At 31.4% G+C, this 15,306-nt stretch carries 27 protein-coding genes; 17 read left to right on the top strand and 10 right to left on the bottom strand.

The annotated features are described in order from the left end of the window. Positions 1 to 5 precede the first annotated feature (5 nt). A complete protein-coding gene (locus tag C5F49_RS04385) occupies positions 6 to 1,688 on the bottom strand; it encodes a helicase C-terminal domain-containing protein (protein ID WP_246275406.1) in 1,683 nt (560 codons plus the stop codon). A 95-nt stretch (positions 1,689 to 1,783) separates the two neighbouring features. Here C5F49_RS04385 and C5F49_RS04380 point away from each other — a divergent pair, with 95 nt between their 5' ends. Next, on the top strand, positions 1,784 to 2,101 hold the full coding sequence (locus tag C5F49_RS04380; protein ID WP_179363509.1) for a hypothetical protein: 318 nt from the start codon (positions 1,784 to 1,786) through the stop codon (positions 2,099 to 2,101). A gap of 467 nt (positions 2,102 to 2,568) precedes the next feature. Next, a complete protein-coding gene (locus C5F49_RS04375) occupies positions 2,569 to 2,835 on the top strand; it encodes a hypothetical protein (RefSeq protein WP_179363508.1) in 267 nt (88 codons plus the stop codon). A 166-nt stretch (positions 2,836 to 3,001) separates the two neighbouring features. On the opposite strand, the gene C5F49_RS04370 is transcribed toward C5F49_RS04375, so the two are convergent. Further along, positions 3,002 to 3,538 (bottom strand): hypothetical protein, encoded by a 537-nt coding sequence (locus C5F49_RS04370; protein ID WP_179363507.1) that lies wholly within the window; start codon positions 3,536 to 3,538, stop codon positions 3,002 to 3,004. Between the two features lie 188 nt (positions 3,539 to 3,726). On the opposite strand from C5F49_RS04370, the gene C5F49_RS04365 reads away from it, so the two are divergent. After that, entirely contained in the window at positions 3,727 to 3,891 is a 165-nt protein-coding gene (locus tag C5F49_RS04365) for a hypothetical protein (RefSeq protein ID WP_179363506.1), read from the top strand. A 187-nt stretch (positions 3,892 to 4,078) separates the two neighbouring features. Here C5F49_RS04365 and C5F49_RS04360 read toward each other — a convergent pair whose 3' ends face one another. Beyond that, positions 4,079 to 4,978, bottom strand: coding sequence for a matrixin family metalloprotease (locus C5F49_RS04360; protein WP_179363505.1), 900 nt, complete (start codon positions 4,976 to 4,978; stop codon positions 4,079 to 4,081). Positions 4,979 to 5,192: 214 nt separating this feature from the next. After that, positions 5,193 to 5,447 carry a hypothetical protein gene (locus C5F49_RS04355; RefSeq protein WP_179363504.1) on the bottom strand — a complete coding sequence of 85 codons (255 nt, stop codon included), beginning with the start codon at positions 5,445 to 5,447 and terminating at the stop codon, positions 5,193 to 5,195. 46 nt (positions 5,448 to 5,493) lie between these two features. Between C5F49_RS04355 and C5F49_RS04350 the strand changes: the two genes are divergently transcribed. The 10 genes from C5F49_RS04350 to C5F49_RS04305 all read left to right on the top strand — a co-directional run bounded on the left by C5F49_RS04350 (position 5,494) and on the right by C5F49_RS04305 (position 10,643). Continuing rightward, positions 5,494 to 5,712 carry a hypothetical protein gene (locus C5F49_RS04350; RefSeq protein WP_246275393.1) on the top strand — a complete coding sequence of 73 codons (219 nt, stop codon included), beginning with the start codon at positions 5,494 to 5,496 and terminating at the stop codon, positions 5,710 to 5,712. Between the two features lie 41 nt (positions 5,713 to 5,753). Continuing rightward, positions 5,754 to 6,341 carry a hypothetical protein gene (locus tag C5F49_RS04345; protein ID WP_179363503.1) on the top strand — a complete coding sequence of 196 codons (588 nt, stop codon included), beginning with the start codon at positions 5,754 to 5,756 and terminating at the stop codon, positions 6,339 to 6,341. A gap of 32 nt (positions 6,342 to 6,373) precedes the next feature. Further along, positions 6,374 to 6,730 carry a hypothetical protein gene (locus tag C5F49_RS04340; protein WP_179363502.1) on the top strand — a complete coding sequence of 119 codons (357 nt, stop codon included), beginning with the start codon at positions 6,374 to 6,376 and terminating at the stop codon, positions 6,728 to 6,730. A gap of 100 nt (positions 6,731 to 6,830) precedes the next feature. Next, a complete protein-coding gene (locus C5F49_RS04335; RefSeq protein ID WP_179363501.1) occupies positions 6,831 to 6,977 on the top strand; it encodes a hypothetical protein in 147 nt (48 codons plus the stop codon). Between the two features lie 433 nt (positions 6,978 to 7,410). Next, positions 7,411 to 7,644: a hypothetical protein gene (locus C5F49_RS04330; protein WP_179363500.1), complete on the top strand. Its 234-nt coding sequence runs from the start codon at positions 7,411 to 7,413 to the stop codon at positions 7,642 to 7,644. A gap of 66 nt (positions 7,645 to 7,710) precedes the next feature. Further along, positions 7,711 to 8,178 carry a hypothetical protein gene (locus C5F49_RS04325; protein ID WP_179363499.1) on the top strand — a complete coding sequence of 156 codons (468 nt, stop codon included), beginning with the start codon at positions 7,711 to 7,713 and terminating at the stop codon, positions 8,176 to 8,178. A gap of 477 nt (positions 8,179 to 8,655) precedes the next feature. Next, positions 8,656 to 9,702, top strand: a complete 1,047-nt coding sequence (locus tag C5F49_RS04320; protein WP_179363498.1) for a hypothetical protein — start codon at positions 8,656 to 8,658, stop codon at positions 9,700 to 9,702. A 28-nt stretch (positions 9,703 to 9,730) separates the two neighbouring features. Next, on the top strand, positions 9,731 to 9,901 hold the full coding sequence (locus tag C5F49_RS04315; protein ID WP_179363497.1) for a hypothetical protein: 171 nt from the start codon (positions 9,731 to 9,733) through the stop codon (positions 9,899 to 9,901). A gap of 17 nt (positions 9,902 to 9,918) precedes the next feature. Continuing rightward, positions 9,919 to 10,182 carry a hypothetical protein gene (locus tag C5F49_RS04310; protein ID WP_179363496.1) on the top strand — a complete coding sequence of 88 codons (264 nt, stop codon included), beginning with the start codon at positions 9,919 to 9,921 and terminating at the stop codon, positions 10,180 to 10,182. Positions 10,183 to 10,340: 158 nt separating this feature from the next. Beyond that, the gene (locus C5F49_RS04305) at positions 10,341 to 10,643 is read left to right on the top strand and encodes a hypothetical protein (protein ID WP_179363495.1); all 303 of its coding nucleotides are present in this window, start codon (positions 10,341 to 10,343) and stop codon (positions 10,641 to 10,643) included. 198 nt (positions 10,644 to 10,841) lie between these two features. On the opposite strand, the gene C5F49_RS04300 is transcribed toward C5F49_RS04305, so the two are convergent. Continuing rightward, positions 10,842 to 11,066 (bottom strand): hypothetical protein, encoded by a 225-nt coding sequence (locus C5F49_RS04300; RefSeq protein ID WP_179363494.1) that lies wholly within the window; start codon positions 11,064 to 11,066, stop codon positions 10,842 to 10,844. Between the two features lie 70 nt (positions 11,067 to 11,136). Here C5F49_RS04300 and C5F49_RS04295 point away from each other — a divergent pair, with 70 nt between their 5' ends. Next, positions 11,137 to 11,487: a hypothetical protein gene (locus C5F49_RS04295; protein ID WP_179363493.1), complete on the top strand. Its 351-nt coding sequence runs from the start codon at positions 11,137 to 11,139 to the stop codon at positions 11,485 to 11,487. Positions 11,488 to 11,492: 5 nt separating this feature from the next. On the opposite strand, the gene C5F49_RS04290 is transcribed toward C5F49_RS04295, so the two are convergent. Next, positions 11,493 to 11,789 (bottom strand): rhodanese-like domain-containing protein, encoded by a 297-nt coding sequence (locus C5F49_RS04290; RefSeq protein ID WP_179363492.1) that lies wholly within the window; start codon positions 11,787 to 11,789, stop codon positions 11,493 to 11,495. A 38-nt stretch (positions 11,790 to 11,827) separates the two neighbouring features. After that, the gene (locus C5F49_RS04285) at positions 11,828 to 12,001 is read right to left on the bottom strand and encodes a hypothetical protein (protein ID WP_179363491.1); all 174 of its coding nucleotides are present in this window, start codon (positions 11,999 to 12,001) and stop codon (positions 11,828 to 11,830) included. Positions 12,002 to 12,356: 355 nt separating this feature from the next. Here C5F49_RS04285 and C5F49_RS04280 point away from each other — a divergent pair, with 355 nt between their 5' ends. Then, the gene (locus tag C5F49_RS04280) at positions 12,357 to 12,614 is read left to right on the top strand and encodes a hypothetical protein (protein WP_179363490.1); all 258 of its coding nucleotides are present in this window, start codon (positions 12,357 to 12,359) and stop codon (positions 12,612 to 12,614) included. 65 nt (positions 12,615 to 12,679) lie between these two features. After that, complete coding sequence (locus tag C5F49_RS04275; protein ID WP_179363489.1) at positions 12,680 to 13,357, top strand: hypothetical protein; 678 nt, start codon at positions 12,680 to 12,682, stop codon at positions 13,355 to 13,357. Position 13,358: 1 nt separating this feature from the next. Here the strand turns inward: C5F49_RS04275 and C5F49_RS04270 are convergent, their stop codons facing one another. From C5F49_RS04270 to C5F49_RS04260, 3 genes are all read right to left on the bottom strand, one after another. Beyond that, positions 13,359 to 14,024, bottom strand: a complete 666-nt coding sequence (locus C5F49_RS04270; protein WP_246275392.1) for a PD-(D/E)XK nuclease family protein — start codon at positions 14,022 to 14,024, stop codon at positions 13,359 to 13,361. Between the two features lie 41 nt (positions 14,025 to 14,065). Then, positions 14,066 to 14,473, bottom strand: a complete 408-nt coding sequence (locus tag C5F49_RS04265) for a hypothetical protein (protein WP_179363488.1) — start codon at positions 14,471 to 14,473, stop codon at positions 14,066 to 14,068. 208 nt (positions 14,474 to 14,681) lie between these two features. Continuing rightward, on the bottom strand, positions 14,682 to 14,930 hold the full coding sequence (locus tag C5F49_RS04260) for a hypothetical protein (RefSeq protein WP_179363487.1): 249 nt from the start codon (positions 14,928 to 14,930) through the stop codon (positions 14,682 to 14,684). Between the two features lie 149 nt (positions 14,931 to 15,079). Here C5F49_RS04260 and C5F49_RS04255 point away from each other — a divergent pair, with 149 nt between their 5' ends. After that, entirely contained in the window at positions 15,080 to 15,235 is a 156-nt protein-coding gene (locus C5F49_RS04255) for a hypothetical protein (protein WP_179363486.1), read from the top strand. Positions 15,236 to 15,306: the final 71 nt, after the last annotated feature.

Below are 15,306 nucleotides of genomic sequence, written 5' to 3'. Positions count from 1 at the left end.
AAAAATTAAACATCATCCATTCCTAAAACATCATAGTATGCCCTTGGAATCATTGGTTGACCTTTGAAAAATACATTATTCACAGCAGTATCCAAGACATATGTTTTTGCCCAGTCATCATCACTTCTAATTGAACGACCAAAACCTTGTAGAATTTTTGTTAATGTTTGCGATGTGTACCATGATGGAAATTTGTTCATTTTGGCTCTTGTTCTCTTTTCGGTATAATTTGGATATGGAACTTTGGCAATTATTTGAAACCTAGACAAATCATCTTTCAAATCAACTCCTTCCCATAATGAGGAAGACAATAAAACTCCAGTAGGATCAGTTGCATGTTCAGAAATTACCTCATCCTGAGTTTTGCCATCTTTATTTTTACTATGACAGAGCCTAATTCTTTGAGCATTTTTTGGAGAAAGATGACGTATGATTTTTTGACATCTAGGAATAGAGGATGTAAGAATAAGCCCACGCTCGTTTGAATGCTCATCCATTATCCTATCAATTGTTTTGATTACTTCAAGTTCATCTTCTTCAGTAGAACCATAGCTTAACCTCTTAATGTTTAGAAGATCTATAGTTCTATGTTCAATTGGGAATGGAGATTTTGGAGTATCAACAAACGCAACATCATCTTTTACCAATCCCATGTTTTCACAGAAACTATTTTTGTCAATTGTTGCAGACATGAACAACTGATATTCTGTTTCAAAAAAGGAATTTGCAAACTTTGAAACATCAATTGGCTTTACAGAGATAGTTCTAAAATTTCCATTAAAATCTTTGACAGGATCATTTACAACAAAATTATCCTTGTCAGTCATGATGTCAATTTTAGCTTGTGCAGACCTGTCATGTCTTCGTTCCAATCCCGTAAGTAATTCATAGTCAGGATCATTTTGAAAAGCAGCACTTTCTTTGATATCTTTAATTTTTTTAGCATAAGAAAATGCCATATCATCAGTTAGTTGAATCATTGAATCCAAATCTGTAAAATCATATTTTTCTGAATTTAGATTGCATTCATCAACTTGCCCTGCAAAAATATCAAAACCTACAAACTGAATAATTTGGTCTTCAATTTTATGTGCCTCATCAAAAACGGTTACTTTCCTATCAAGATAATCTTCAAAGAGTTTTTTGTTAAATTTCATTATTGTAAAAAATGCGTGATAATTCCACAAAGAATGATTAGAAACAAGTGCATCATATTTTTGCATGTAATAATGACATGGTTTTGCATCTGTAGTGTTATCTTCAACCTGTTTAATAGTAGGCTTGAATTTGCAGACCTCAAAAACTTCTTTGCCGTTTTTTGAGACTCTTTCCTGACATTCACCTTTGTCACAGGTCAAACCCCATCTCATTGCCCTTCTATCATTGTCAACTTTTTCTGATTCCATAAGTTTGAGACACGGAAAATTTTGCTTGCCTTTTACTGGCTTTAGAAATGGAATATCTTTGATGTATTGATCCTGAAGATGTTTTGATGCAGTTACTGTAAATGAACTATCAAAATAATTTGAAATTGTTGCACCCACAAGAGATTTTCCAACACCTGTAGGTGCACATAGAATTATTTTCTTGAAGCCTGATTTTAATTTCTCATCAATTTGAGAAATGATCTCTTTTTGAATTTCTCTAGGAGTAAAATGATCTGGAAATTTTTCTAATAATGACAGGATTACATCTTTTTTTACTCAGTATTAAAAGCATAAGGGTTATTGGAGAATAATGAATGTGTAATCTAGTTTAATATCTAGTGCCACTATGATAAATCATGGAATTATTAGAGGATAAAATGAGAGTGTGGACAGATAGCTCCCAATATGTAAAAGCAAACCCAGGAGTATACGTTTTGTATAATAGAAAACGGGATGTAATATTCATTGGAGAAACAGATAGCCTGGAAGCAGAATTTGCAAAATATGTCGATACAGAATTTGAAGGAGATGAATGCAAACAAAAAACATCATTCTATCAGAGAGTATTTTCAGAAAATCCAAAAGAGATGCAACTGCAATTAATTGAAGATTTTAAAAATGAGACTGGGAATATTCCGGTGTGTAATGCAGAAATCAAAGTAGAAACACATTAGACCATTTCATTGTGTTTTACTAAAATTGAATATGATCAATACAAAAAATCATTTTTAGTCATTTTAAACAAAAATATCATCAAGGATATTTTTGAGATTTAGTACAAAAATGGATATAAAAATGAATTATGATACAAGTAGATTATCATCCATATTATATCAAAAAATAGTTTTTTGCCGAATTATTAGGAGTAATTTTTATATTTTTCAAGAAACCAATTTAACTTAGAAAGGGGGAATAATGCAATGCATCAGTGCTACTATTGCGAGCAATTGTTTGATTCAAAAGAAGAGCTATACAACCATGTGGAAGTTCATTCAGATATTGAAAGGAATAAAGAAATCATGGAAAGGAAGAAAAAGACTTCTAAAAAATAAATTTTCAAGCCTAGACTAAAAAAAAATAGAGCAAAGGTCAGAATATTTCAAATTCTGGAGTGGATATAAGAATTATTTTTACAAATTATATGGATTGGGTTGAAACTTTATTGGAAAAATCATGTGATAAAACACTCACAAAAGGAGAAGTATTACACAGTCTTTTCCATATGATTGAAGTAAATGAAAATACATTAAATCACATTGAAACAAACAAAACAGATTTCGGTCCAGAACTTGAAGAATTAAAGCAGACAGAAATAAGAGATTTAAATTTCCATTTAAAATATTATAGAAGTCTGGTAAATTACATTAATTCGGTTCCTGAAAATAAAATTATAGAAAATAGAACATAATTATTCAAAGATATAGCATACAATAAAAAAATCCATAGTTGATTTTTTTATAAATACCATTTATTTTCAATATAATTTAAATTAAATTCTGATAATCCATCATAGTTGAATTGAAATATAATTTACTTTTACATAAATTACAAATAGATTATCCATGTAAAACAAATCATGTATGCAATTGTTTAAAAATCAGATCGTATTTTGATTGTTCCTCAAAATTCTTTCCATAATTTGTATCGTTTTGATATTTCTGAGATCGTTCATTGAAGAGATTTTGTAATTTTTCCACCTGTTCATTAATCATTTTACCAGAATCTTCTTTTGCAAATTGTTTTCGTTGTTCATCATTTTGACCTCGAGTTGAAAAATGTTTTTTGTAAAATTGTTCTTGCAGATGTACCATATTTTCACGTTTTACTAGTTCAGCCAAGTCAAAATTTCCTTGTTCATGATTTAGCAATGATTCATTTGCATCAGATTGTCGTACCCAAGATAACAATGGATGAAACTCTACAAAAAGAGAAATGTCATTAATTAGAAAAACAACATTTCTATCAACTATTTCTGAATCCACAACCCAAGTGAATCTATATTTTATTACACTATGACTGTCTTCAAACACGGCAGGATTTGATTCTGCTTGAAAATCAGACCACGAAAGGGCAAAATTAGAAGTCCATTCCAAAGTTGTTTTTTCACCCATATCTAGCCGTATTTCTATGAGAATAAAATTATTCTTTATTTTTTAGGTGTGAATTTATTATTAGAAAAGAGTGTTTGACGGCAAAGGAATTCTAGGTATGGTCAATTAAGGCAAATGTATGACGCCGTCAAACAGATGACTCTGTAATTGATTTAGCAGATTAGACTAAAAGAAAACGTGTGTGCAAATTGAACAAAATTATTCATGCATGGAATTTTTCAAACATCAGGCTCAACATTGCAGGAGTGGGTAATGGATCACTTTTTCAACCCTTTTTGATCAAAATACAAGACATGGTCAATTTTATGAATTTTTCAAAATACCAATCATTACAAATATTGAAAGCAAGATGATTGCGGATTTGATATCTACTGTAACCCCCAAAGGGCCGATGATAAGATATCAAATTTGCTTGCTTTCATAATTCTAAACTATTAATCTCAGACAATTTAGAGGCTATCCATGATGAAAAAATTCTACATATGGATGGGAATTTCAGTAGCTGCATTAATTGTAGGATTAGTTTTGTTGTTTGGATAATTAAGATAAAATTTCAAAATTAGGATTGCATCCAAGCTGATTCAATATTTCATTGATTTGTTCAATTAATTCATTTTGTTGATCAATCAAGTCATTTACTTTTTCTGCTTGTTTATTTAATTTGTCATGAGCTTGTTGAGCTTTTTCAAATTCTTTTGGAGGTAGAGTCTTTCCTTCATAAAATTCATACTGTTTATAGTATTCATCATATTGTGATTGTTCACGTGCAATTTTATCATCTAACAATTTAATTTGAGATTCAATTTCTTTTTCTTCAGATAGTAATAATTTTTGTCCAACGTACAATTCTTCAAATCTTTCAGGGATAGAATATCCTTTAGTGTTATAATCAATTTGCGGAGATTCAGTAGAATACATCAAGTGATTTTTCTCACTAGTATGACCCAACCCCATCGTATGTCCAATTTCATGCATCAAAATATTTACAACCATATTTTCATCATTTTGAACAAAGTTAGAATTACAATCTTGTGCACCAATGGATATATCCAATATGCAGTGACTTAGAATTCCAAACAAAACAGTATTGCATGTTGCTAAACCGGTATGAGTAGAGGATGCATATTTTTGCCATTTTATTTCAATGTTAGAATTTTTAGATTCTATAAATTCTAAATTAGGATTATATTCCTCCCAAGTATCTAACGCTTTTTTTAATGCATCAATTGGAATCTGTTTATCTGGAACATCAGGGACATCTTCAAAAGAATAGTAAATAATCTGATGATCTTTAGATGTCACTACATTTGATATTTGTTGAAGATTTTCAATGGATGGCGAAAGTCCCTTACTAGTTTCAGTGTTAAACGGGAGTAAATCAGCATACCACGCATATCCAAAACCCACTAAAAATACAATTAACACAACTATTGTTTTCAATAATCAGTTAAACTAATTGGAGTACCTAAAACTTTCCATTAAATTAATAGAATCAGGCTCAATTGAATTTTTTGATAAACTAAATCAACTTTTTCATACTTTTTTTATTTTAAAAGAATTATCGAATTAGAATCATTGCCATAGAATAGCTGGATGTTGGTAATCGCCTAACGCACTCGACATTGATTACCAATTTTATCTGTGGCCCAGAATTTTAATTGGGATGAGAGTTTTTCAAATAGTTAGAGTTTTGCTCATCTGAAAATAAATTTTGATTTAACAATGTCAATTTCATAACATCTTGAAAAGCAGGACATCCACAATCAATTGAAAACAATTCTTCACATTTTGGACATTGAATTACAGTGTGAATTCCCCAATCACATTCAACATCATCTATAATTTCAAAAATTACATCTTCTTTACACATGCAATGTAATGTGTTTTGAAATTTATCAATAATTGACATATCAGACCATTTGCAAAATCAAATATAATTTAATAACAACAAAGTTTTGAAGAATTCAACTTTGACTGAATGTCCGACGTGTAAACTTGCAATGGAATCACATTCTACTGAAGAACTAATGGAATGCTGTATGAAGCAAGTAGGGGATGAATTTACAGAAGAAGAGTCAGGAATATGTCCAAATTGCAAACATGATATCAAAAAACATTCAAGTAAAGAACTTGCTGAATGCACCATAGAATTTCTCAAATCAGGAATAAACTAGGTCAAGATAAGATTAAACAGAAGAAAAAAACACAAATTTCATTGAATCAAAGTACCAAAAAATTAATTCAAGAATACTCCCCAATGTGGACTAACAAACAGATTTGGGAGTTTGAGCAACTAAATGAGGAATTAACTTTTGATACAGTCTATGCAGAACCCAATAGTTTTGAATCATGGAATACAAAAATGGCAAATCCTGATGTGTTTATTCGAGATATAGTAGTTAGGACATTTGATAATTTTCTGGACGGCTACGAATTATGGATTTCAAATAAAGACCAAGGCAAATTAGACTCAAAATACGTGGTTTATCTCATGTCAGTTATGGCAGATATTATGATAGAGGAGGAAGTTTGCCTTAATTTTAGAATAGAAAACGAGGCTCTAGTAGTAACTATAGATGAAAAAGCAGATGTAATTGACTGTAAAGAATTCTTTGAGGAGTTTTATCATCTGGCAACTGGATTTAATTTCAATACAGATACTGGAATTCCAGATGATGAAACAGAAGCTGAACTATACCTCACACGATTGCAAGAAGAATTTGATGAGAGAATGCAAAACAAGTTAGGAGATAAATATTTGCCAGGCAACAATGATCCGGACACATTACATTCAAAGGATTGAGCTAAAATACAAGATAAAGGGATAATGAGATAATGTCTGAGAGAAAACCATATAGAAATTTTAAAAAAAGAGAACTATCATTGACAGCAGAGCAAAAGGTAGAAAGTTTTGTAAAGAGGAATTCTCAAAATGGATACTTTACCAAAGTTTCAACCATATCATACAAGTTTGACGTATCTGAAGACATGGCATGGAGTATTGTGGGCGAATTATTATCCAGCGGTTCCTTTGAATCAATTCATGATGATCATACAGGTGAAATGAAACTATGTGAAATGGGAAAAACATATTCAATATTAGATTTAGAGCAAAAAAGAAAAAAGCAGAAATATCAAGATAAAAATAAAAAATCCAAAGTAAAACCCAAACCAAAAAAAGAAAACTCTTAATTCTAAATTATCAGTACAAAATGCATGGATGATGAAAATTTACCAGTGCAATGTCATCCCATAATAAAACCAAAAAAGAAAAAGCAAAAAGAGGTAAAAAATGATACAGTGTAAATTATGCGGTACTCCATTAGGAAAAGAGCCAACTACTGAAAAATTAGAAACCCATTGGAAGAAACATCATAATTGGCATTGGGAATCAAACAAAGAGAAAACTCCTGAAGAAGCATTATTGAAAAAGAGATAACCAACGTCTTGGAATAGTGGTCGTTTATAGCATGCATAGACCACTAAACGAAGGCGTCAATAATCATTCAGGCTCGAGATATAAAAGATCATGTAATGATTTTTTAAACATTTGTTTAGTAAAATGAAAATAATAAAACTAATTTTTAGAATTTGCCACGTTTAATTTATCAATTCATCATGCCAAATAATACCATGAACGATGACTTTGCAGAGTATACAAAATGCAGAACATGCGGCGTTGCCCTGATTTATTGCAACTGCAACTGTCCATACTGTGGAAAACGAGAAGAGTGTGATTGTGAGATAAGCCCAATCACACAATAATTTATTTTTGTAAAATTAAAACAGGCATAAAGAAATATTATTTTTAAGCTTAACACTGAGAAAAAACTCACTTTAAATCTGTAATACGAATTTTGCCATCATGGCTCATGTCAACAATAGAGGCATATGATATCAAAGCAAAAAAGAAAGTGTCAATGAACAATCCAAAACCATATCTAATGAAGAATGGATCCTGGGCACTAAAGGGAACTAGCTCTGAGACTGGAATCAATCTATTCAAAATTGTCGGAAGACAAAAACCAGTAATTGGACAGTCAAGATTTGAAGCATTCAAGAATTTGTTTACTAGTAGACAATGTGAATGTGAAAAACAGTGCTAGATTAGTTTTTTTTATTTAGACTAAAGAATTAGAAAGCATTAATTTGAATAGACATCAGATGAAAACATGTCTTTAGATATTACATGGAAGAACAATTTTTACGGAATTTCTTGGGCTTATGAAAAAGATAGATTGGTAGTATCCACAGTTTTTGAGGACAAAAATGAGGCACTAGCCATTGCCAAAGAGATTGAAGATTGGAGTGATAAATTTACGAGATTAACTATCATTGAGAAAGAAAATGATGAATTTGCAATTTGTTGTTATCAGGATCCTCAAATTTCAAAAAATAACAGTCATCTAGGATTGTTTCGAACGGGTATGAGACAGAGTGGAGGATATGAACAGGCAAAACCAATGATTATAGAAAAACCACCACTATTACAAATTGCATATGCTGCAGATGTCAGAGACATGAACACATATGAGCAAATTTCACGACTAGTTCCAATGCGAAAATGCCGAATTATTTCTGAAAAAGATTTGAAAAGGCAAGAATACTATTACGAGAAAACTGCAAACTCTCAGAATTAAAAAGGTGAGATTCAAAAATTCTAGGATTGAATCATCACCAGGTATGGTCGGGTAACAGTAATTATTTAATTTGAATATAATGCATTACTACTCTTTCGTACTGAGAAATCGTACTGAGAAATCGTACTGAGAAATCGTACTGAGAAATCGTACTGAGAAATCGTACTGAGAAATCGTACTGAGAAATCGTACTGAGAAATCGTACTGAGAAATCGTACTGAGAAATCGTTCATCTTCGTTAAATAGAAAATTCTCCAATGATACATTATGGAAGATAACAATAATCAACAAAATTGGGAAGAAGCAATCGGCCTTTCTTGGCTAGTGTCAGACGAATAAATTGCCTGGAAACATTTGCAGCCCTAACTGTTGGTGTAAACTGGAGAAACCCAATAGCACTGACGAACTGCTTTAGACAATCTAAAGCATTATTTTTTAATTCACAATATTGATAAAGATACTTTTTTGTCTTGTAATATGAAATTGACACCAAAAATACTGACGGTTGTTTTAATTATTTCATTATTTGGTAGTGTTTTAGAGATATGGGGAGGAAGTTGGGACATTACTAGTCACGCATTGGGTGCGCCTGAATCATTTTTCACACCACCTCACGCAGTGTTATATTCTGGAGTTGGAATATCGCTGATTGCAGCAATTACAGCATTGGGAATGATTGTTAAAGATAAAGAAATTCTCCGCAAATCATTTTCTTTGGGATTAAAATTAATCATAATTGGTAGCGTAATCCAGGTTGTTGCAGGTCCTGGAGATTATCTATGGCATGAACTATTTGGAACAGATGGATTACTCAGTCCAACACACTTGACCCTAATTACTGGGATTTTGATACAGTCAGTTGGAATTGTCATAGGATTAACAAGAATGATTCAATACAATTTCAAAGTGACAAAACCTTCAATCACAGTTGGATTTTCAGCATTATGGTTTATCGTAATTGCATTTATTTTTCAATTTACCTTGCCAATTTCTAAAGGTGAAACAATGAACTTGAATCCGGATCCATATGTTGCAGGAATTATTCTTGCAGTCACCATGCCGTTTTTCTGCACATTAATTTTCTGGGGAGCTGCAAAATCCATGAAAAAATTTGGATGGGCTAGTGTATCAGCTGCAGGACTGATAATTCTCAATGTAACTGCAAATGTCATTCCAGCCACTGCATTGTGGGGATATCTTCCATGGTTTGCAGTTCCAATGATAATTGCATTAGTTGCTGATGGAATTATCAATAATAAAATCAAAATTGGTAAATTCAAAGAAGAAATTGCAGGGGCATTAGTTGGTGCAGTGTTTTTGGTGTATAGTATGCCTTTGGTCGGAATGTCATTTATTCAATTTTACGTATTTAATGGAGTCTCAGGATATACATTACTACCAGAATTTGCAGAGACATTGGCGATAAATCTAGGATTTATGGCCATACCTGGAGCCATAATGGGAATTATCGCAGTCAAAGTTGCAAAAAAGAAAATTTCCATCCCAGTGGAATCAACAATATAGATAAATTCTGTATCAGAGATGTACAATCATGCATTGTGATGACAAGCGCACTCTTTTTGTTCTCAAAGAAAATATTGAAAAAAATTGGGAAGAACTAAAAGAATCAAAGTTTGATGAAATAAAATTAAAAGAATTCAGTGACGCATTAGTAGAGTATTTTGATTTGAAAAAATCATCCAAACAAGATTTAAGTTCATAATTTTTACAGAAAGACTAATGGCCGATTACGATAAAGATGGAAGACTAATAATTTCAAGGGCTAGGCAGTTAGAACAAATTCCAGAAATTTGTTACCATTGCAATAGCGATGATCTACAAATGATCATGACTCATGTAGATGGAGGTAGTTGGATATGCTTGGACTGCAATAGTCTAAATTGTTATGAACCAGCGATGAGATTAACAAAGAACATGCCATTTTCTATGTTAAATTTAGGAAGAGATGAAATTGTATTTATTCCTGAATGGGATTTTGAGTGATAAAACTCTAAACTCTTTTGGCAATACGCTTAAGTTCAAAAGTATGGTAGAAAATTCATGAATACATTAGATTTTTTGATAAAACAAAATGATCAAATATCAATGTCAATGCCTGAATGTGATAATATCAATACTGACGGGCAAGATGATGAGTAAAGATGGCCGAAGCTTCACTTTCAAAACTAGATGACAAGGGAGTTTTTACCATTGTAAAAGTTGAAAGCGTTGAAAGAAAAGTAGGGAAAGAAACAATCACTGAAGTTAATATTGAAACTGAAGAATCATTTGATGGAGTAAAGAACTTTTACACTTCAAGAAAAATGATCGTTGCAAAATTTTATGATAATGGTAAACCGACAATATTATCTCAAGATATTCAAAGAGGGAAAAAATACAGAGTAAAAATCATCACTCAGAAATTTGGAAACGGTAAGGAAGATTACGATATTGCAAAATCCTGATTTTGTAAGAATTTCTTAAAATAACTCAACTCTTTTCTAGTATATGGAAAATATCATGATATGGTAAAGAGGGATTTTTAAAAAATGATGCTAGAGCACACTAAAGAGTGCAAATACAGGATGGATAATGACATGCCTCATACTAATTGCACATGTCAATGTCACAAAATCATCATGGCTGAATCTACAAAACTAGACTCAAGGACTTTTTGATTCAGGTTCAAAATTATCTATAATCTCAGTTATATTTGAAAGCAATGTCTTTTTGATCTCCTCTTGACTCATTCCTGATTTGTGCATTAGCTTCATCTGGTCCATTATAGAAAAATGCATCCGTCCTTGAAGATAATCAACAATTCCAAATCCTTTCTTTGGGAATTCTGTTACAAACATTTCATGTTCTGATGATTCATCATCACTCATGACATTATTCTAAAAAAACTAGTTATAAAATTTCCAAAATGTTCTTTAAACCAAACAAAAAGGAAACGTCATGACAGAATTTGTCCATAAACCATATGACAAAATCTACGTCAGAGACATGATAAAGCTAAATCTAGACGATCTAATCGGCATGATGTCATCGTTAGATGCAGCAAATGCATACTGGGTTGATGGAGTATTGTTTGCAAGCTTTGCAATGACTGAATCTGAAGAACTGGCAAAAAAAGAGATGCAAAATGAAATGTTTCTAGATAAGATCATTTTTGCAGTTTATGAGAATTACACAAAGACAGTAAAATCCTCAACTAATTTAGAAATTGGTGTATTAAACATGCAAAAAAGTAAACTATACAAAGATTTGATTGCCTGGCTTAAAACACAAACAATCTGGAATGAATAAAAAAATTAAGATTGATCCCATGAAGAATAACCACCGTCTAAAGTTACTGCATTGAATCCCTCTTTTACCAGTTCATCAGCTGCAATGTTTCCCCTATAGCCGGTTCCACAGTAAGTGCAGATTTTCTTATCCCTATAGTCTTCAATCTGTTTTTTCTTTGCGTTTCTAATGCTCAATCCCAAAGGCATATGAATAGAGTTTTCAATTTTTCCACCCCCTAGTTCATCAGATTCTCTGACATCAATGATTACAAAATCATTTTTTTGTGACATTAGTTCTTTTGCAGTAATTTTATCTGCCATGATTGATATTATTTGTAGTATAATTTATTTCTGCGTAATTAGTTTGTAATAGAAGTTGTCTTAAGACCATTCATCATGCATTCAAAATGAATCTGTTCTATTGTTTCATAACCACACTCATCACAATAGAATTGGTTTTCTTTGTTACAAATGTCACATTTTCTGTTAACTTGCAATTCATTACCACATCGTCTGCATGAATCTTGTTTCATATTACAAAATACCCATTGGTTGATTTAAACACTAGGAAAATTAGAGTCTCCTAATTAGCTTCTTCTAATTAGTTGGAACTAATCATAGTCATAAAAAAATTAATTTTTTAAAACTAGGTTCTCTAAAGATAATCCATAGTATGAATTATCTCCTGAATTAATTTTCTCAAGTAATTCTTTTTTCAATAGTTGAATTTCTTTCTCAGTCATCATAAAACAATGTAAAACAATCAAAGAGATAATCCTCTCTTTTCAAATTCCATAAACCAATAGCTAACAGTATGTTCATTTTTTAATTCTAAAAATTAAAAATAATCAATAGGCTTAAGTTTGGAGATCGCTTAAGAATTAATCAATGGATGAGCCAATTGTAGAGGTATCAAAGGAACTGATTGCAGCAAATTATGAGATTGAGGAGGTAACTAAGCAATGGAACGTTCTAAAACATGAATACAGGAGTACAAAAGACCCCACCAAAAGGGCAGAAATTAAAGAAGAATGGGATAAACTACAAAAAAAGATGAAACAGCTGGAAATGAATCGTCGAAAGATCATAGAAAGAAAAGAAGAGATAGAATTTAGAAGCAGATGGAAAGGCTGGAAAAAAAGCTAGATAAATCAGAGAAATAGAATCTAAACTCCAATAAGCTTAAGTTCACAGAAATTTCAAAAAAATTATTGACACTTGATCCAAACTACAAAGCCACAGTTGTAATTCTGAAGGATATTGAATCAAAAGGACTAGTGCAGTTCAACAAGGAATACCTTGATGAGGAATTTTTCAGGAATTTTATAAAATTTAGAAAGTCATTCTCACATTCAATGAGTGAGTTAATTAGTAAACTAGATACATTTGAGACAAAAAATGAAGAGTTGACAAATTTTATAATTTACTCAGAGATGTCATACATTAATTCTCATCTTGATGCAATAAAGAAATTCTTGAAAATCATTATCAATCCAATAAAACTAGATGAAGGTTTTGGTAAAGATACCACATTAGAGCAAATGATAGAACGAATTTGTAAAAAAATGAAGTATAATGGCAAATTACAAAATTCAATTAATGGATTATTCTTACTAGATTTTAGAAAAGCAACAACTCAACAGCAATTTGTAATTGAAAAAATAGGCATTTTAATAATTAATCACAAGAATGAAAACAAGATACAATTAAACATCAAAGATTTAGCCGACTATTCATCCCAAGCAATGGAGATACTATCTGCAATGTTTGATTGGTCAAATGGGAAAACACAAGAACCCGAAAAAAACCCAGATGGCCTAGATAATCTAGTCAGTGATTTGACAAAACAAGTACAAGAATTAGATAATAAATTAGACAACCTATCTTGATTTATTGTAAATTATTCAGATAGTATTTCTCTACTCGCTCCATCATAGGCCCTACATACTCATCACATGTTTTGATAAATTCCTGCCTAGTATTCTTCTCACTACTAACCAAGATTACCACCTGATTGATTTTCTGACCAGTTACTTCTTCAAACATATGGGCATAACATGTAGTTTGCAAATAATATTCGTACATGTATTCATCAATCTGAGGCTTGCGCTTTGTTTTGTAATCAATGATAGATAATTCCCCATTGTATTCTGCAATCAAATCACTAGTACCTGCAACTTGTAATTTGTCAGAATACATTCTCTGCTCAATGGATGTGACATCTGAAATGTTATCAAGAAAAGGTTTCAAATTATTAAAATGTGCAATAGGTAGTAAATCAAATTCTTCCATTGCAAGTTTATTGCCAAGATAGTCTTCTATCATTTTGTGGGACTGTGTACCAATGTCTTGGGCTTGTTTTGTAATATATTCATGAGCGGGCTCATTTTCTTTCCATGATTGCAACCCATTTTTCTTGTGTTCTGGAGCAGTTGCCGAAAGGATAGTGCTGATTGAGGGATAAATTTTGTCAAACTTGGTCTGATACCAATGTCCATCTTCCCTATCCAAAAGGGTAGGCTCTCTTGCCTTTAGCATCTGTGTAAAACTTGCCACTAAAATTTTTTGATTCTAGTAGTTATTGAATGATTTGGATGTCACATCATTTTTTTAAATTTCTCAAACTCAGATCTAGTTTTTACAAATTGATCCGTTACGATTTTTCTCAGTGAGAAAAGATTCTCCATTGAATCATTGATAATGTGAATTGCTTCATCATAAATTACAGTATCAATAAACTCCTCATCAGGATATACAGTATACTCTAAAAATTCAGAATCAGTTTGTATTTTTAACTTGAATCCCATGAGCAGTCCCAGATCGTCATGTTTATTTAAAAATCCAATCAAGCTTGCCTTCAATGAAGGATCGTTTGGCAGTGATGCATACTGAGAATCATTTTGGTTGTCAATTATACATGCAATAGGTTGACCCTTTGCGTGTAATACTTTAGAATTGTGTGTAAGAACATACTCATCAGGTTCTGGCATCTTGTCTAATGGCATGATAGCATTTGCAGTAAATTGATTAATAATTTTTTAAATAATTATGAAGATTCCTCTTCATCAGGCTCGTTTGCCTTATCTCTAACCTTTTTCATGATACAAAATTTACTTAAAGTTTTTTTCCATCCCATGATTATTTCACACAAAACTTGGTCTTATACGTTTAGGTGTTTAGTGATGAATTCAAGATTAAATTTCGATATTCTTCTTAAGCAATATTTAGAATACCGTGTATAACTTCAATTATTTTTTTTGAATCCTTTGAAGAGTCATCCTTGATTTCAAGTGTTTTTGTTTTGAAATAAGTAACAGGTAATTTGGAATTTGTCAGGACTATATCAAAAGTTTCAATTATAGATCTACTATCACTTAGACAAGGAATTGTCTTAAATGACTTTTTTAATCCTCTTTTTATTTTCCCATAATTTTTTTCATTTACATTATCAAATCTAGTCATTTAATTTTTCAACCCCTAGGAAAAAATTCTCATCATGTCAAATGTGCTCCTAAATCGAACTAAAATGCAAAAAATCATTCTGCATTATTATACTTCATCTACACTATAAACTGTGTATTGTATCATAAATCAAGAAAAGAGGCACTGTAATGAACAAAGAAAAAAACATGAAACATTTCATAAAATGCACATTTTGTGGAAAGTCAGACCGTGTAGAATATCTTGGTGGAATGGACTGGTTTTGCAACAAGAGATGTCATTATAATTATAGACATAGAGAAGACAATACTTCAACTCTCAACTAATACCATCAAAAATGTGGAATATGGAAGGTTTGAAATTAAATTATGTTTTATCTTTTAGTTTGTCAATTTTA

Source organism: Nitrosopumilus oxyclinae, assembly GCF_013407165.1.
Classification (GTDB): domain Archaea; phylum Thermoproteota; class Nitrososphaeria; order Nitrososphaerales; family Nitrosopumilaceae; genus Nitrosopumilus; species Nitrosopumilus oxyclinae.
Note: the sequence above shows the minus strand (reverse complement) of the source record. Positions and strands in the feature narration are given on the sequence as shown.

Bases quoted from the DNA above. Each gene is read 5' to 3' on its own strand.
- C5F49_RS04315 (WP_179363497.1), top strand. From the start codon at position 9,731: ATGCATTGTGATGACAAGCGCACTCTTTTTGTTCTCAAAGAAAATATT.
- C5F49_RS04295 (WP_179363493.1), top strand. From the start codon at position 11,137: ATGACAGAATTTGTCCATAAACCATATGACAAAATCTACGTCAGAGAC.
- C5F49_RS04370 (WP_179363507.1), bottom strand. From the start codon at position 3,538: ATGGGTGAAAAAACAACTTTGGAATGGACTTCTAATTTTGCCCTTTCG.
- C5F49_RS04285 (WP_179363491.1), bottom strand. From the start codon at position 12,001: ATGAAACAAGATTCATGCAGACGATGTGGTAATGAATTGCAAGTTAAC.
- C5F49_RS04300 (WP_179363494.1), bottom strand. From the start codon at position 11,066: ATGAGTGATGATGAATCATCAGAACATGAAATGTTTGTAACAGAATTC.
- C5F49_RS04255 (WP_179363486.1), top strand. From the start codon at position 15,080: ATGAACAAAGAAAAAAACATGAAACATTTCATAAAATGCACATTTTGT.
- C5F49_RS04335 (WP_179363501.1), top strand. From the start codon at position 6,831: ATGATACAGTGTAAATTATGCGGTACTCCATTAGGAAAAGAGCCAACT.
- C5F49_RS04325 (WP_179363499.1), top strand. From the start codon at position 7,711: ATGTCTTTAGATATTACATGGAAGAACAATTTTTACGGAATTTCTTGG.
- C5F49_RS04290 (WP_179363492.1), bottom strand. From the start codon at position 11,789: ATGGCAGATAAAATTACTGCAAAAGAACTAATGTCACAAAAAAATGAT.
- C5F49_RS04340 (WP_179363502.1), top strand. From the start codon at position 6,374: ATGTCTGAGAGAAAACCATATAGAAATTTTAAAAAAAGAGAACTATCA.
- C5F49_RS04320 (WP_179363498.1), top strand. From the start codon at position 8,656: ATGAAATTGACACCAAAAATACTGACGGTTGTTTTAATTATTTCATTA.
- C5F49_RS04265 (WP_179363488.1), bottom strand. From the start codon at position 14,473: ATGCCATTAGACAAGATGCCAGAACCTGATGAGTATGTTCTTACACAC.
- C5F49_RS04375 (WP_179363508.1), top strand. From the start codon at position 2,569: ATGGATTGGGTTGAAACTTTATTGGAAAAATCATGTGATAAAACACTC.
- C5F49_RS04280 (WP_179363490.1), top strand. From the start codon at position 12,357: ATGGATGAGCCAATTGTAGAGGTATCAAAGGAACTGATTGCAGCAAAT.
- C5F49_RS04305 (WP_179363495.1), top strand. From the start codon at position 10,341: ATGGCCGAAGCTTCACTTTCAAAACTAGATGACAAGGGAGTTTTTACC.
- C5F49_RS04330 (WP_179363500.1), top strand. From the start codon at position 7,411: ATGTCAACAATAGAGGCATATGATATCAAAGCAAAAAAGAAAGTGTCA.
- C5F49_RS04355 (WP_179363504.1), bottom strand. From the start codon at position 5,447: ATGTCAATTATTGATAAATTTCAAAACACATTACATTGCATGTGTAAA.
- C5F49_RS04310 (WP_179363496.1), top strand. From the start codon at position 9,919: ATGGCCGATTACGATAAAGATGGAAGACTAATAATTTCAAGGGCTAGG.
- C5F49_RS04260 (WP_179363487.1), bottom strand. From the start codon at position 14,930: ATGACTAGATTTGATAATGTAAATGAAAAAAATTATGGGAAAATAAAA.
- C5F49_RS04380 (WP_179363509.1), top strand. From the start codon at position 1,784: ATGGAATTATTAGAGGATAAAATGAGAGTGTGGACAGATAGCTCCCAA.